Source organism: Streptomyces thermovulgaris, assembly GCF_002155915.1.
Taxonomy (GTDB): Bacteria; Actinomycetota; Actinomycetes; order Streptomycetales; family Streptomycetaceae; genus Streptomyces; species Streptomyces thermovulgaris.
The window spans coordinates 1-15,233 of the sequence record NZ_MUME01000012.1; the positions used below are offsets into that span (position 1 = coordinate 1).

A 15,233-nucleotide genomic window follows, 5' to 3' on the forward strand; every position below is an offset into this window, starting at 1 on the left:
GGACGGGAGAGACGAGGGGCGGAAGGAACGGGACGGGGGCGGGCGAGGAGCGCTCCCGTCGCCGCCGCGGTCACTCCTCGGGCGGGCTCAGCGGCGCCTGCCACACCAGCCTGGTCCCGCCGCCCTCGGGCGTGGTCCACTCCAGGTCGCCGCCCAGTTTGCGGGCCCGCTCGGCCATGTTGGCCAGCCCGCTGCGACGGCCCTCGGGCGGGATGCCCACGCCGTTGTCGGTGACCACGACACGCACCGTCCTGCCGTCGGTCTCCAGCACCGCCTCCGCGCGGCCGGCGTGCGCGTGCCGGGCGATGTTGGCCAGCGCCTCGGACAGGACGGCCACCACGTCGTCGGCGATCTCCTTGGGGACATGGGTGTCGAGCAGACCCTCCATCCGCACGCTGGGCGCGAAGCCCAGCACCGGCGTGGCCTCCTCGACCACGCGCACCGCACGGGCCCGCAGCCCGGGGGACTTGTCGTCGCCGTGCATGCGCAGACCGAAGATCGTCGACCTGATGATCTTGATGGTCTCGTCCAGGTCGTCCACCGCCCGCAGCACCCGCTCCTTGGCCCCTTCGTGGTCGATGAGCCGTCCGGCGCTCTGCAGGGTCATACCGGTGGCGAACAGCCGCTGGATCGCCAGGTCGTGCAGGTCCCGGGCGATGCGGTCGCGGTCCTCCAGCAGGGCGATCTGCTCGGCGTCCTGCCGGCGCTCGGCCAGTTCCATGGCGATGGAGGCCTGCGCGGCGAAGCCCCGCAGCGGTTCCAGTTCCTTCTCCGAGAAGTCGGGCGCCCCGGCCTCCCGGGCCAGCAGGACCACCCCCTGGATGTGGTCGTCCGAGGCCCCGATGGGCACGGCGACGGCCGGCCCCAGGCCGGCGAACCGCGGCGGGCCGGCCGAGATCCGCGGATCGTGGGCGACGTTCCGGCTGCTCACGGGTGCCCCGCTGGCGAACGCCGCTCCGGTGAGGGTGCCCTCGACGGGCAGCAGCAGCCCGCGGTGCGCCTCCGCCCGCAGGCCGATGGCCAGTTCCACCGTGAGCGTGTCGGTGCCCTTGACCGGTGTCGACATCACCGCCAGCGCGGCCCCCGTGATCTCACGCGCCCGCTCGGCGATCAGCTTGAGCACGTCCGCCGGGGCGGCGCCCGACATCAGGCTGTGGGTGATCTCCGCGGTGGCCCGCAGCCAGCGCTCGCGCAGCCGCGACTCCTCGTACAGCCGCGCGTTGTCGATGGCCACGCCCGCCGCCACCGCGAGCGTGGACAGCACCGACTCGTCGTCCTCGTCGAACTCCAGCCCGCCCCGCTTCTCGGTCAGGTAGAGATTGCCGAAGACCTGGTCCCGCACCCGGATCGGGACACCGAGGAAGGTGTTCATCTGCGGGTGGTGCTCCGGGAAGCCGTACGACGCCGGGTGCTCCGAGATCTTCGACAGCCGCAGCGGCTTCGGGTCGCGGATCAGCTCGCCGAGGATGCCGTGTCCCTCCGGGTAGGGGCCGATCCGGGCGACCTCCTCCTCGCTGACCCCGACGGTGTAGAACCCCGACAGCCGCCTGCCGTCCGGGCCGATCACGCCCAGTGCCGCGTACTCCGCGTCGACGAGCGTCGCCGCCGCCTCGACGAGGCTGTGCAGCACCTGTTCCAGGTTCAGTTCCCGGCCGACGGAGAGCACCGCCTCCAAGAGGCTGTGCACCCGGTCCCGGGTTCCGCGGGCGGCGTCCAGTCGCGCCTGCAACTCCTCCAGCAGCTCGTCCAGGCGTAGCTGCGGCAGTCGTACACGGGCCTTCCCGGACTCCTCGGAGCTTCCCACCGGTGATCCTCCAAGCCCCCACGAAGTGACGTGTCCCGTTCCGCTCACCTGACACAGTAGCGGCTGCGACACAAGCGGGTTGCAGGGTCATCACGGTGCCCGGCCGGCCTTGGCAACTGATGAAATTGCAAAACTTTGCAATTTCATAGATCCTATGGCGGTTCCCCGACCACCGAGAGAAAGCCGAGGTTCACCGCTCGATGACGTCCGTACTCAGCCGGGGCCGGTCCCGGATCGCGTCCCTGCTGCCATCACGGGCCGATCTGGCCGGCATGGGCCGCAACCCCCGCCGCGACCTGCTCGCCGGCCTGACCGTGGCGATCGTCGCCCTCCCGCTCGCCCTCGGCTTCGGCGTCTCCTCCGGGCTCGGTGCCGAGGCAGGACTGGCCACCGCGGTGGTCGCGGGCGCGCTCGCCGCGCTGTTCGGCGGTTCCGACTTCCAGGTGTCCGGGCCCACCGGCGCCATGACGGTGGTCCTGGTGCCGATCTTCGCCCAGCACGGCGCCTCCGGGGTGCTCACGGTCGGGCTGCTGGCCGGTGTGATGCTGGTCGCCCTGGCCGCGCTGCGGGCCGGGAAGTACATGCGGTACGTGCCCGCTCCCGTGGTGGAGGGCTTCACCCTGGGCATCGCCTGCGTGATCGGCCTGCAGCAGATCCCGAACGCGCTCGGGGTGGAGCAGCCCGAGGGCGAGCGGGTGCTCGTCGTCGCCTGGCGGGCCCTGGAGGAGTTCGCACGGCACCCGAACTGGGCGGCGCTCGGCTGCGCCCTCGCGGTCGCCGCGGTCATGCTCGTGGGCGCGCGGTGGCGGCCGACCGTGCCGTTCTCCATCCTCGCCGTGATCGCGGCGACCGTCACCGTCGAGGTGGCCGGTCTGGAGGGGGTGCGGCCGATCGGCGACCTGCCCTCCGGGCTGCCCGCGCCGTCCCTGGACTTCCTCGACCCCGGCGCGCTCGGTTCGCTGCTCGCCCCGGCGGTGGCGGTCGCCGCGCTGGCCGCGCTGGAGTCCCTGCTGTCCGCCTCGGTCGCCGACGGCATGACGGTGGGCCGGCAGCACGACCCGGACCGGGAGCTGTTCGGACAGGGACTGGCCAACATCGCCTCTCCCCTGTTCGGCGGAGTGCCCGCGACCGGCGCGATAGCCCGGACCGCCGTCAACGTCCGCACCGGAGCCTGCTCGCGGCTCTCCTCCCTCACCCACGCCGTCGTCCTCGCGGTGATCGTCTTCGCCGCCGCCCCGCTGGTGTCCCGCATTCCGCTGGCGGCCCTGGCGGGCGTCCTGCTGGCGACCGCGGTCCGCATGGTCGAGGTCGGCTCGCTGCGGGCCATGGCCAAGGCGACCCGTTCGGACGCGGCGATCCTCTCCCTGACCGCCCTGGCCACGCTGGCCCTGGACCTGGTCCAGGCGGTCGTCATCGGCCTCCTCCTGGCCGGTGCCCTGGCGCTGCGCGCCGTGGCCCGCCAGGCCCGCCTCGACCAGATACCCCTGGACCAGGGCGACCACAGCCGCGAGGAGCACGCCCTGCTCGCCGAGCACATCGTCGCCTACCGCATCGACGGGCCGCTGTTCTTCGCCGCCGCCCACCGCTTCCTGCTGGAGCTGAGCGAGGTGGCCGACGTGCGCGTGGTGATCCTGCGCATGTCCCGCATCTCCACCATGGACGCCACCGGGGCCCTGGTGCTCAAGGACGCCGTGGAGAAGCTCAACCGGCGCGGCATCGTCGTCCTGGCCTCCGGCATACGCCCCGGCCAGCGCCAGGTCCTGAACTCCGTCGGTGTGCTGGACCTGCTGCACCGCAAGGGCGGGGAGTACGCCACCACACCCGAGGCGATCCGGGCCGCGCGCGCCTACCTGGAGACGGCCGGCCTGCTGCAGCCGGGGGAGGCTCCGGACGCTTCCCAGCCCGCGCACGGAATTGCGCGATTGCGCAATTCTTGATGTTGTTACCGCCTGTTGCGACGCCCACGAGCAGAGCCAGGACGAAACGATGGTGACCACGCCGCTCTACCAACTGAAGGCCGAGTTCTTCAAGACGCTCGGTCATCCCGCACGCATCCGTGTCCTGGAGCTGCTCAGCGAACGCGAGCACGCGGTGTCCGAGATGCTGCCCGAGGTGGGCATCGAACCCGCCGCCCTCTCCCAGCAACTGGCCGTCCTGCGCCGGGCCGGCCTGGTCGTCTCCCGCAAGCAGGGCTCGACCGTCCACTACTCGCTGACCGATCCGCACGTGGCCGAGCTGCTGCGGGTGGCACGGACGATCCTGTCCGGAGTCCTCGCGGGGCAGGCGGAGATGCTGGCCGACCTGCAGGCGGCGCAGGGCGAGAGCCCGCGCCCGCCCGGCAGCGCCCCGGCCCGCTGACGAACCGCTCCCGGAGCCCCGCCACGAGTGGCGGCGGGCCCCGGGACCGGGCGGGACGGCCGACGGCGATTCCGGACGCCGCGGCGGCGGACGCGCCCGCGGTCGGCCGGGCCCGGGTGGCGCCGGCGCCCGCTGCTCGCTGCCCGCGGTCACGTGGCGATCGGGACGACGGCGCAGAGGAACGCGAGACGCACGAGACGCACAAGAAACACCAAGAAACACGGAGAAGGCCGCTCGTCCGGTGTGCCGTGTGCCTGTACCCGGACGGGCGTGCCGGGCACGGAACGCACCAGGGCGCACCCATGGCGGGGTGGCCGCCGTCCGCCTGGATCACGTCGATCCCGCTGATGCGCCGGCCTCGCAACGTCCTTGAGAAAGCACCACCTGCGGGCCGACACGGTCGAGCGGCGCGCCGTCGAGAGCGACGCCGAGCAGGACGGGAGCGCGGCCGAGGTCCGCTCGATCTCCGCCCAGGACGGCAGCGCACGGCGCCTGTCCACGCCGCGCACGGCGATCGGGAAACGCAGGCGGTTCTTGCGACGGGCGAGGCCGGCCGCGGTGAGGACGCCGTACAGGAGCGGCCCGGTGAAACGGCAGGTGCCGGATGCCGCCGGCGGCGCACCCGGCCCGCCGTTCCCTGCAAACGCATGTGCGAGGACTTCCCGCACGATACTTCGCAGACGCGAGGAAGCAGGCGGCTTCATCCCCGCACATGCGCCAGTATCATCGCCGTATGCGCAGCCACTGGACCGGAGGCGCGATCGCCCTGCCCGGTGCCGGCACCGGCACCATGAGGCGCCTGGGCGACCGCGGGAGACCGACCGCTGCGGTCGCCGAAGGACCGCGGACGCGCCCGTTCAGGACCACCAGGACCAGACGAGTCCGTTCAGGACCAGAGGGAGTCGGCCCCGTGACCATCCGTTCCGTCCGCCGGACCCGCCGCATGCTGCGGGTGACCGGGACAGGTGCCGTCGCCCTCGTGGCCCTCGGCGCCTGCTCGCCGCCCGGCTCGGACTCCTCCGCGTCCGCCTCCTCGTCGTCGAAGCCGTCCGGTGAGGTGACGGTCTTCGCGGCCGCCTCGCTCAAGGAGAGCTTCACCGCCCTGGGCAGGAAGTTCGAGAAGGACCACCCGGGCACGAAGGTCGCCTTCAGCTTCGGCGGCAGCGACACGCTCGCCGCGAGCATCACCGCCGGCGCCCCGGCCGACGTGTTCGCCGCCGCCGGTCCCAGGCCGATGGAGATCGTCACGGAGAGAGGGGAGACGGCCGGCGCCCCGGCCGCCTTCGTCCGCAACCGGCTGGAGATCGCCACCCTGCCGGACGCCCCCGACAAGCCGGCCTCCCTGAAGGACCTCACCAGGTCCGGTCTGAAGGTCGTGCTCTGCGACAGGACGGTGCCGTGCGGCGCCGCCGCGCAGAAGGCCCTGGCCGCCGGCGGCGTCGAGCTCACCCCGGTGTCCTACGAGAAGGACGTCAAGTCCGCCTTGAACAAGGTGGTGCTGAAGGAGGCCGACGCCGCCCTCGTCTACAGGACCGATGTGAAGGCGGCGGGTGACAAGGTGCAGGGCGTGGACTTCCCCGAATCCGCCAGGGCCGTCAACGACTACCCCATCGCCCTGCTCAAGAACGCCCGGAACGCCGAGGCCGCCAAGGCGTTCATCGCGCTGGTGCGGTCCCCCGAGGGTCAGCGGGTGCTGGCCGAGGCCGGTTTCCTCAAGCCGTGATCCCGCTCCGCAAGACCGGTGCCGCGCCCCGCCCCCCACGGGTGAGCCACGGCCTCGCCGCACCGGCGCAGACCTCCCGCCCGCGCTCTCCTGCCCGCCCCGGCCCCGCCTGGGTCAGCGGCTCCAGGACAGGACCCGCTTCCGCGTCCGCGACGACGCGGGGCACATGCCCAAGGACGTCGGCCAGGCGCCCGGTTCCGGCATCGGCGCGAGCGGCCACCGGCGACCGCGGCACCTCCGCGGCAGGCGACCCCTGCGGCTCGTGCCCTCGCACCGGGTCTCCGCACGACGGGCGGCGCAGACGTCCGGGCAAGGCCGATCCGGGGAGTGCCCGGACTCTCCGTCACGACGCGGGGCGGCGTTCGCCGGTGCGCCGTGTGCGCGTTCTGCGGGTCTTCGTGCCGATGCTCCGCGTCGCGGCGGAAGCACGACCGGGACGGTCCGGACTTTGAACTCTTCGCCGACAAAGCGTGGACATGCCAAGCAGAAGTCTTCTACCGTGGCGGCACAAGTGCAGCGCAAACCCAGCAGACCGGAACGATTTCCGGCACGGTCCGGTCCCCAACTCGTGGAGGACCATTGCCCCAACGTCTGTTTCCGCGCGCCAGAAGACACTTGATCCCCCTGCTGGCCGGGGCCTTCCTCGTCGGCGGTCCATGCTCCGCTCCCCCGGCTTCCGCCGCGCCCGCGGACATCCCCCCGCAGGAGCCGGGAGTCACCCTCCGTGTGTTCGACGTGCAGACGCCGCTGAGCAAGCTGTGCACCCTGAAACCCGGTCAGACTCCCAACCACGACAAGCTGATGCCGAGGATCGACTGGTCCACGGCCGACGACTTCGGCGGGTTCACCGACCACTTCGTCACCGAGACGTCCGGTTATCTGAACGTGCCGCGCACCGGCAGCTATGTGTTCCGTCTCACCAGCGACGACGGTTCACGGCTGACCATCGACGGCGAGACCGTGATCGACCACGACGGGCTCCACGGGAGCGAGCCGAAGGACGGTGCGGTCCATCTCACCGCCGGTGCGCACCCGTTCCGCATCGACCACTTCGAACGGGACGGCGACCAGCGGCTCCAGCTGGCCTGGAGGCCCCCGGGCGAGAGCGACTTCGCGGTCGTGCCCCGTGAGGCGCTGAGCACCGACGCCGGTGTCGTCCGGGTCACCTCACCGGGCCGCAAGGAGTGCGAGGAGAGCGGCGACTCCCCCGGCGACGGTCTGCCGCTGAACTCCGTACGCCCCGACCTGACGCTCACCGACCTGCGCCCGGAGGGCTTCAAGCCGCAGGTCAGCGGCATGGACTGGCTGCCCGACGGGCGGCTTGCGATCAGCACGTGGGGCGGCACTGACAACGTTGCCGGAGAGGTGTATCTGCTCGACAACGTGACCGGCCGGACGAGCCGGGACAAGGTCACCGTGAAGAAGGTGGCGAGCGGGCTGCGCGAACCCATGGGCATCAAGTACGTGGACGGTTCGCTGTACGTCTCGCAGAAGCACGAGCTGACCCGGCTGGTCGACAAGGACGGCGACGAGGTGACCGACGAGTACCGCACGGTCGCCACCTGGCCGTACGGCGGGAACTTCCACGAGTTCGCCTTCGGCCTGCTCTACCGGGACGGTCACTTCTACGTGAACCTCTCCGTCGCCATCGACTACGGCGGCGCGACCACCACTCCGCAGCCCGCGCCCGGACGCGGAGTCACGTACAGGATCAACAAGAGGACGGGGCGCATCACCCCGGTCGCGGGCGGCCTGCGGACTCCCAACGGCATCGGCTGGGGTCCCGAGGGCGGCATCTTCGTCACCGACAACCAGGGCGGATGGCTTCCCGCGTCGAAGCTCGTCCAGATCGAGCAGGGCCGCTTCTTCAACCACTACACCGAGCCCCCGGGCATCTTCGACGACTCCCCCGTCACCGAGCCGGTGCTGTGGCTGCCGCAGAACGAGATCGCCAACTCGCCCTCCACTCCGCTGTATCTGAAGAAGGGCCCCTTCGCCGGGCAGATGCTGCTGGGCGACGTCACCTACGGCGGTCTGCAGCGCGCCTATCTGGAGAAGGTGCAGGGCCAGTACCAGGGCGCCGTCTTCCGCTACACCCAGGGCCTCGAGGCCGGCGTCAACCGCATCGTCCTGGGGCCCGACGGCGCGATCTACGCCGGCGGTCTGGGAGCCGACGGCAACTGGGGGCAGGAGGGCAAGCTCAGGTACGGCCTGCAGAAGCTGACCCCGAACGGCAGGAACACCTTCGACATCAAGTCGATGCGTGCCGTGCCCGGCGGTTTCGACCTGACGTACACCCAGCCCCTTTCCGCCGCCACCGCCGAACGGCTCGCCGCCCGCTACCGCGTCGAGCAGTGGCGCTACACGCCCACCACGGACTACGGAGGCCGGAAGATCGCCGAGGAGACGCTTCCCGTGCGCTCGGCGACGCTCTCCGAGGACGGCCGTACCGTCAGGCTCCGGCTGGACGGTCTGAAGCTGGGCCGCGTGGTCCACGTCCGCTCCCCGCGTCCCTTCACCTCGGCCGCCGGTGAACCGCTGTGGAGCACCGAGGCCTGGTACACCCTCAACCGGATGCCCGGCAAGCAGCCGCCTCCCGCCACCCTGTACGAGGCCGAGGAGGCACGCCTCACCGGCAAGGCCGGCATCAACACCGACCACACGGGCCATTCCGGCAGCGGTTTCGTCGACCGCTACACCACCGAGGGCAAGGCCGCCACGACCTTCGAGGTGACGGTCCCGAAGACCGGCTCCTACGACGTGGGCCTGCGCTACTCCAACGGGCCGCACCCGTTCCAGGGCACCAAGTCCCTCTCCCTGTACGTCAACGGGAAGAAGGTGCGGCAGACGAGGCTCGCCTCCACCGGTGACTGGGACTCCTGGTCGACGCAGACCGAGAAGCTGGCCCTGCGCGCCGGGCAGAACACGATCTCCTACCGGTACGACCCCGGCGACACCGGTCATGTCAACCTCGACCTGATCACCGTCCGCCCGCACGGGGTCCCGGTCACCCTCTTCGACGGAACGGCCGCGTCGCAGGCCCAGTGGCAGCACACAGACGGCAGAGCCCTGCGGTGGCCGCTCACCGACGAGAAGTCGATGGAGGTGTGCTGCGGTGACATCCGCACCCTGGAGGCGTACCAGGACTTCGCCCTGCACGTGGAGTTCCGCATCCCCCAGCTGCCTCCCGACGTCACCGGACAGGACCGGGGAAACAGCGGCGTCTACCTCCAGGACCGCTACGAGCTCCAGATCCTCGACTCCTACGGCGACACCTCGCCGGCCGCCGACGGGGCCGGGGCGATCTATCTGAAGCGGGCGCCGGACATCAACGCGGCCACGGCTCCCGAGACCTGGCAGACCTATGACGTGGTCTTCCGCGCGGCCCGCTACGACGACAACGGCCGCAAGACCGCCGACGCCCGGGTCACGGTGATCTGGAACGGCAAGAAGGTCCACGACGACGTGACCGTCGACGGACCCACCGCGGGAGGCAGGGCGGAAGGCCCCGCCGCGGGGGCGATCCGGCTGCAGGACCACGGGAACAAGGTCAGGTTCCGCAACATCCGGATCACGCCTCTGCCGTGATCCCGTGATCCCCGCTCCGCCGTGATCCCCGGCCGGGTCGGGCGGGCCCTCGTGGCCGTCCGGCCCGGCCCGGGCCTGCTCCCGGTGCCGTACGCCCCGAGCCCGCACGGACTGCCGGCGGCCGAGTTGCGGCCCGAGGCGATTGGCCGACCATGGAGAAGTGCGCTGCGAGCCTCCAGGTGCACGTATGCCCACATCCGTCCACGTCGCCCGGCCGCCGATGCGCCGAACCCCGGCACACCGAACGCCGGACAAGGCACCGCACGACACCCGTCCTTGATCGTGTCCCCGTCCGCACGCACCGGCCGCGCCCGGACGAGGGGGCGCACAGCGGGAAGCGGAAACCGACGCACGCGCCCGCGTGCACCTGCGACGAGGGGAGTCATCCGTGAGCGGCTTCTCGCCGGGCTTTCGCGGCAGGACTCACGCCTTCGAGGGACGGCTGCCCCCGGGGCAGTACCCGACCGAGTCGTTCCCGGTCCTGTCCGCCGGTCCCACCCCCCATGTGCCGACGGAGGACTGGTCGCTGACCGTCACCAGCGAGACCGGTGAGAGCCGCACATGGAGCTGGGAGGAGATGACGGCCCTGCCGCAGCAGCATCCCACCGTGGACATCCACTGCGTCACCCGCTGGTCGAAGTTCGACACACGGTGGAGCGGCGTGGGGCTCGACACCCTCCTCGAGCAGGTGGAGAGCGACGCCGGCTTCGTCGTCGCGGAGTCCTACGACGGCTACACCACCAACCTCCCGCTGGAGGACCTCACCGGCAACAAGGCGTGGCTGGTCCACTCCTTCGACGGCTACCCGCTCGCCCCCGAGCACGGCGGACCGGCCCGTCTGCTGATCCCGCACCTGTACTTCTGGAAGTCGGCCAAGTGGGTCAGGGCACTGCGGTTCACCACGGAGAACGAGCCCGGGTTCTGGGAGTCGGCCGGCTATCACGACCACGGCGACCCCTGGCGCGAACAGCGCTACTGGAACGACTGATGTCCCGGTGGCTGCCCGCACGGCTGACGCAGCGGACGGACCAGACGGCGACCGGCCGCGCCCTGCGGTTCGACGTCCCCGGCTGGCCGGGCCACGCGCCCGGCCAGCACGTCGATGTCCGGCTCACCGCGGACGACGGCTACCAGGCCGTCCGCAGCTACTCCCTCGCCGCCCCCTCCGACGGGCGGATCATCGAGCTGGGAGTACAGGTGGTGCCGGGCGGTGAAGTGTCGCCGTACCTCGCCGACGACCTGCCGGTCGGTGCGCTCGTCGAGGTCAAGGGACCGCTCGGCGGCTGGTTCCGGTGGACGCCCGGGGACCGCGGACCGCTGCTGCTGATCGGCGGCGGTGCCGGTGTGGTGCCACTGATGGCGATGCTCCGGGCCCGCCGGGCGACCGCCGTCCGCACCGAGCCCTGCGTCCTGATCTACTCCGTGCGCGACCCGGACGAGGTCTGGTACGCGCGGGAGCTGAGCACCCCGGCCGCCGGCGAGGACCTGCGGATCCTCTACACCCGCCGGGCGCCCGCCGGCTCGCCCCGCCCCGCGGGCCGGATCACGGCGGGCGACCTGCCCGGCCCGGAGGACCCGCCGAAGGGCCCTGCCGCCACGACCTACGTCTGCGGCCCGACGGCGTTCGTCGAGCACGTCAACGGCCTTCTGCTGTCCGCCGGCCGGTCGCCGGAGCACATCCGCACGGAACGCTTCGGATGACACCGCCGCACGGCTCCACCACCGCACGCCTTCCTCCGCCTTCCAGCACTTTCCGCCACCGTTCAGCACCGTCCAGCAACGAGGAGTCCCCCGTGAACCAGCTCTCGGTACCGCACCTCGACGGCAACGTCCTCGCCGGCCCGCTCGCCGACGTGTTCGCCGTCGACCCCACCACCGCCTGGCACCGCTGCCCCACCTGCCGCATGCCGTCCAGCATCGGCGAGCTGCACGTCTACGGCACCGGTCCCGGCCCCGGCCTCACCGGGCGCTGCCCCGGCTGCGCCGACCTCGCCCTGCGGGCCGTCGCCCAGCCCGGCCACCTGTGGCTGCAGATCGGCAACGGCGCGGGGGCGTTCCGCTTCCCCCTTCCCCACTCCGCGCGGTGACCGGTGCCCGGACCGTCACCCGACCGTGCCGTGCGCCCGGCAACGGCTGCCGGGCGCACGGCACGGTCGGCGCGTGCAACGCTCGCGCTCCCCGCCTTCTGATCCTCGAGCGGCGCCCCCACGGCTCCGCCGGCGTGGCGAGCCGGGCAGCAGAACCGGCGCTCCACCGGGTGGGACCGTGAGACGGCCTCTCGGTCGAAGGCCACCCCTGTGGGGGCGAGGCCGGCGGCAGGACCGCCGGTACCGGCCACCCGAAATCCGGTCGACGGCCGCCTCACGGGTCCCCTACGGTCACGTGACCGTGAGCAGCAGACTTCGTGAAGTCGCGGCGTGCAACGCCCGTATCGTCGAGGAAGGCTTCTACCGGCTGGCGGACGGCCGCAGGGTCGAGGTCCGCGAGCCGCTCGCCGCGGCCCGCTCGGGCACCGTCAGCTACAGCCCCGACGCGTTGCGGAAGCTCGCCGCCGAGCAGTTCCCGCCGGCGCACCGCACCGTCTTCGAGGTCACGGCGGAGAGCAGCCTGCGGGCGGCGCGCCGTCTGCATCTGGCCGGGGCCGGGCACATCGCGGTGCTCAACTTCGCCTCCGCCCGCAATCCCGGCGGCGGTTACCTCGGCGGCGCCCGCGCGCAGGAGGAGGATCTGTGCCGCACCTCCCTGCTGCATCCGTGCCTGCTCGAGGCTCCCGACTACTACGCGGCGCACCGGGCGTCCCCGGACCTGCTCTACAGCCACCGCGTGATCTGGTCGCCCGCGGTCCCCGTGCACCGGGACGACCGCGGTGAGCTGCTGCCCGAGCCCTACCCCGTGTCCTTCCTGACCTGTCCGGCGCCCAACGCCGGGGAGGTCCTGCGGCGCGATGCGGGCGCGGGCGGGAAGATCGCGCGGACGCTGCGCGAGCGCGCCGGGCTGATACTCGCGGTCGCCGCCCGTCACGGGGTGCGCGAGCTGGTGCTGGGGGCGTGGGGCTGCGGCGTGTTCCGCAACGACCCGGAACATGTCGCCGATGCCTTCCACGCGCACCTGGCGGCCGACAGCGGCGCGTACCGGAACGTGTTCGCAAAGGTGGTGTTCGCGGTGCGGGACCGCACCTCGCGGTCGCCGAACCGGGCCGCCTTCGCCGACCGCTTCGGCGGATAACCGGCGGCCACCGGGCCGGCCGGCCTCCGCACGGGGCCAGAACGGCGTCAGGCCCCCTGGCGGGGCGGCGACGGCCGCGCCGTCGCCCGCTCGCCGAGGCGGAACCGAGCAATACGCGGTACGGGACGCCTCGCCCCGTCCGATCCTCCGGCTCAACCGGACGGACGGTCCGCCGGCTCAACCGGACGGCGCGACCGGGGACCGCGCGCCGAACCACTGCTCGGCGCCCCACTCCTCGAACCGCTCCACCTCGGTGAATCCCGGTTTCGCCGCGAGGCGCACCGAGCGGTCGTTGGCGGTCCGGGTGCAGAGCACCACCGGCCCGCCGGGGAGCACGCCGGCGGACCAGCCGAGTACCGCCGCGCACGCCTCGGCGGCATACCCGCGTCCCCACGCCTTCGGCAGGAACATGCGGCCGAGTCCGGCCTCCCCGCCCTCCGGACGGATGTGTCCCGGACGTCCTGCGTCGCGCCGTTCGAGCGTGACCGTGCCGGTCGTCGCTCCGTCGAGCTCGACCACGAAAAGGCCGGGGCGCCGCCCGGGCACCTCAGGCATCGCGCGCTCGAGCTCCTCACGCGGTCGAGGGCCACCGAGGCGGGTGTGCACCTCTGGCGAGACGAACAGCTCGGTGAACGCCGCGCGGTCCCGGGCTTCGGACTCGCGGAGCACGAGCCGCTCGGTCCTCATCGGGGCCGGCGGCCACATGACGGGGCCGAGTCCGCTCATGGCGGGCAACCCATCGCACGCCCACGAGGACGATCCGAAGAAAAGGTCTCGAGGCTCGTGGGGGAATGAGGTGTTGCCGGGCAGGCACCCGCCACCGGGCGGAATCACCCGGCACGATGGAGCACTACCGGGCCTTGCGGGCGAGCAGGTGGACCTCCTGGAACTGCCGTCGGCCGGTGGGCTGGGGCTCGCGCACCGTCCGGGCCGCCTCGGCCGGCCCGGCCTCGCGCAGCATCGCGGCGGGATGATCGGGCCACCACCGATGGGCCGGTGCCACGGCGTGGTCGAAGACCTGCGTCGGACGGGACGGGCCGTCGCCGGCCGGGAAGCCGATCAGAAGGTGGCCGCCGGGTGCCGGCACGCGGCGGAACTCCGCCGGGACGACGGGCAGTTCCCACGGCGGAGTGCGGCTGGCGGACCACCGTGAGAGCACGCCGTCGGCGATGTCCAGCGCGGTCGTCGAACCCACCGCGAACCGCAGGTGCGGATGGGCCCGCCGCGCCGGCTCGATCATCGCGGGGGAGGCGTCGACGCCGAACGCATCCAGCCCCGACTCCTCCAGGTGGGCGGTGATGCGGCCAGGACCGCACCCCAGGTCCGCGCCCCGCCCGTCCCCGTGCGCACGTACGACCTCGGCGAAGGCCCCCAGGATCACGCGGTCCAGCGGCCTGTCCCGCAGTTCGTCGCGGAACATCTGCGCATACGCGGAAGGCAACGGCGTCGTAGGCCTCGCGGGTGGTGCCGAGGACAGCGCGTCCCTTCATGTCCACGACGTTAGCCCCCGGCCGCGGGGCGCAGCGGGAAGTCATGATCTTCCTCCCGTCCCTTCACCCAGGGCTGTCGTCGGTTCGGAGAAGCCTGCATTCGCTGCACGGCGCTCGACGTCGGCTCCGGGACATCTGTCCGGCTCACCAAGCCGGAAGCCGGTCTCCTCACCCGTCGGGGACGCGTCGAGGCCGAGAGCCGGCTCGGCGAGATCGACGGCATCAGCGCCTCCGCGACGACCGACCTGCACAGCGCGGTCCACATACTCGGACGTCTCGTAGTCCGGCGTGGCCGCAGGTCAGACCTGCGCTGAGGAAGCGTCGGCAGGACCACGAACTGTGCCGACGGTCGGCCTGGAACGGCCCTCCGGCTCCATCGAAGCCAGGCCCTGCAGGCCGTACTCGCCTCAGGTTCGGCGCCGGCGCTCCGCCGAGCGTGCACTCACGGGAGATCCACAGCGATCGCCGCGATTTCTCGCCCCGCGTGGAGCGTTCCACCGCCTGCGGCCGGCCACGCTCATGGCCCTGCCGCCCGGCAGTCGGGCCGCCGCCTCGTGTGTACCGCATACTCCCGGCCTGCCACCGGCTGCCTCCGGCACCGAGCCGGAAGATTCAGCAGGAATTCGATCAGTCACGCATGGAGAGGAAACCGGACAGCGCGGAAAGGACGGCGGGCGCGACTCGGTAGTAGACCCAGGTTCCGCGCCGCTCGGACAGCAGCAGCCCCGCTTCGCGGAGTTTCTTCAAGTGGTGGCTGACAGTGGGCTGAGAGACGCCGACATCCGCGATGTCACATACACAGGCTTCCCTGTCAGGATGAGAGGCGACCTTGGAGAACAGACGCAGCCTCACAGGGTCCCCCAGCGCTTTGAACATGGCGGCCGCGATCTCGGCTTCTTTTTCGGTGAGCTCCCGCTCCGTGAGGGAGGGGCAGCATGGCGGGGCGGAGGCACCTGCCACCGACTGCGCTAGCTTCGACATGCATCTATGTTGACACTCGTTGTCACTCCCTGCCAAGATCCTCTGATTAGATGTGCGTCTAATC

11 protein-coding genes and 1 pseudogene are annotated in these 15,233 nt (G+C 72.0%); 8 read left to right on the top strand and 4 right to left on the bottom strand.

The features are described from left to right. Nucleotides 1–70: 70 nt before the first annotated feature. A complete protein-coding gene (locus CCN35_RS01320) occupies nt 71–1,804 on the bottom strand; it encodes a sensor histidine kinase (RefSeq protein ID WP_067389718.1) in 1,734 nt (577 codons plus the stop codon). A 200-nt stretch (nt 1,805–2,004) separates the two neighbouring features. Here CCN35_RS01320 and CCN35_RS01325 point away from each other — a divergent pair, with 200 nt between their 5' ends. The 8 genes from CCN35_RS01325 (at nt 2,005) to CCN35_RS01365 (ending at nt 12,698) form a co-directional block, all read left to right on the top strand. Next, nucleotides 2,005–3,741: a SulP family inorganic anion transporter gene (locus CCN35_RS01325; protein ID WP_067389715.1), complete on the top strand. Its 1,737-nt coding sequence runs from the start codon at nt 2,005–2,007 to the stop codon at nt 3,739–3,741. 52 nt (nt 3,742–3,793) lie between these two features. Further along, entirely contained in the window at nt 3,794–4,162 is a 369-nt protein-coding gene (locus CCN35_RS01330) for an ArsR/SmtB family transcription factor (protein WP_067389795.1), read from the top strand. A gap of 943 nt (nt 4,163–5,105) precedes the next feature. Further along, complete coding sequence (gene modA / locus CCN35_RS01340) at nt 5,106–5,885, top strand: molybdate ABC transporter substrate-binding protein (protein WP_211285481.1); 780 nt, start codon at nt 5,106–5,108, stop codon at nt 5,883–5,885. A 579-nt stretch (nt 5,886–6,464) separates the two neighbouring features. Beyond that, nucleotides 6,465–9,473, top strand: coding sequence for a 3-keto-alpha-glucoside-1,2-lyase-like domain-containing protein (locus tag CCN35_RS01345; RefSeq protein WP_086791284.1), 3,009 nt, complete (start codon nt 6,465–6,467; stop codon nt 9,471–9,473). A 388-nt stretch (nt 9,474–9,861) separates the two neighbouring features. Then, nucleotides 9,862–10,461 (top strand): sulfite oxidase-like oxidoreductase, encoded by a 600-nt coding sequence (locus tag CCN35_RS01350; protein ID WP_067389709.1) that lies wholly within the window; start codon nt 9,862–9,864, stop codon nt 10,459–10,461. After that, the gene (locus CCN35_RS01355) at nt 10,461–11,174 is read left to right on the top strand and encodes a ferredoxin reductase (protein ID WP_086791287.1); all 714 of its coding nucleotides are present in this window, start codon (nt 10,461–10,463) and stop codon (nt 11,172–11,174) included. Before CCN35_RS01350 ends, CCN35_RS01355 begins: the two co-directional genes overlap by 1 nt. Before the next feature lie 92 nt (nt 11,175–11,266). After that, nucleotides 11,267–11,560, top strand: a complete 294-nt coding sequence (locus CCN35_RS01360; protein WP_086791289.1) for a DUF6510 family protein — start codon at nt 11,267–11,269, stop codon at nt 11,558–11,560. Between the two features lie 301 nt (nt 11,561–11,861). Next, nucleotides 11,862–12,698: a TIGR02452 family protein gene (locus CCN35_RS01365; protein WP_067389786.1), complete on the top strand. Its 837-nt coding sequence runs from the start codon at nt 11,862–11,864 to the stop codon at nt 12,696–12,698. Nucleotides 12,699–12,875: 177 nt separating this feature from the next. On the opposite strand, the gene CCN35_RS01370 is transcribed toward CCN35_RS01365, so the two are convergent. The 3 genes and pseudogenes from CCN35_RS01370 to CCN35_RS01380 form a co-directional block, all read right to left on the bottom strand. Then, nucleotides 12,876–13,424 (bottom strand): GNAT family N-acetyltransferase, encoded by a 549-nt coding sequence (locus CCN35_RS01370; RefSeq protein ID WP_067389703.1) that lies wholly within the window; start codon nt 13,422–13,424, stop codon nt 12,876–12,878. Between the two features lie 124 nt (nt 13,425–13,548). Beyond that, nucleotides 13,549–14,188: pseudogene (locus tag CCN35_RS01375) on the bottom strand (class I SAM-dependent methyltransferase). Between the two features lie 627 nt (nt 14,189–14,815). Then, the gene (locus tag CCN35_RS01380) at nt 14,816–15,169 is read right to left on the bottom strand and encodes an ArsR/SmtB family transcription factor (protein ID WP_067389699.1); all 354 of its coding nucleotides are present in this window, start codon (nt 15,167–15,169) and stop codon (nt 14,816–14,818) included. Nucleotides 15,170–15,233 lie beyond the last annotated feature (64 nt).

Excerpts from the sequence above, each read along its gene's own strand:
- CCN35_RS01370 (WP_067389703.1), bottom strand. The coding sequence starts at position 13,424 with ATGAGCGGACTCGGCCCCGTCATGTGGCCGCCGGCCCCGATGAGGACC.
- CCN35_RS01325 (WP_067389715.1), top strand. The coding sequence starts at position 2,005 with ATGACGTCCGTACTCAGCCGGGGCCGGTCCCGGATCGCGTCCCTGCTG.
- modA (WP_211285481.1), top strand. The coding sequence starts at position 5,106 with ATGCTGCGGGTGACCGGGACAGGTGCCGTCGCCCTCGTGGCCCTCGGC.
- CCN35_RS01355 (WP_086791287.1), top strand. The coding sequence starts at position 10,461 with ATGTCCCGGTGGCTGCCCGCACGGCTGACGCAGCGGACGGACCAGACG.
- CCN35_RS01380 (WP_067389699.1), bottom strand. The coding sequence starts at position 15,169 with ATGTCGAAGCTAGCGCAGTCGGTGGCAGGTGCCTCCGCCCCGCCATGC.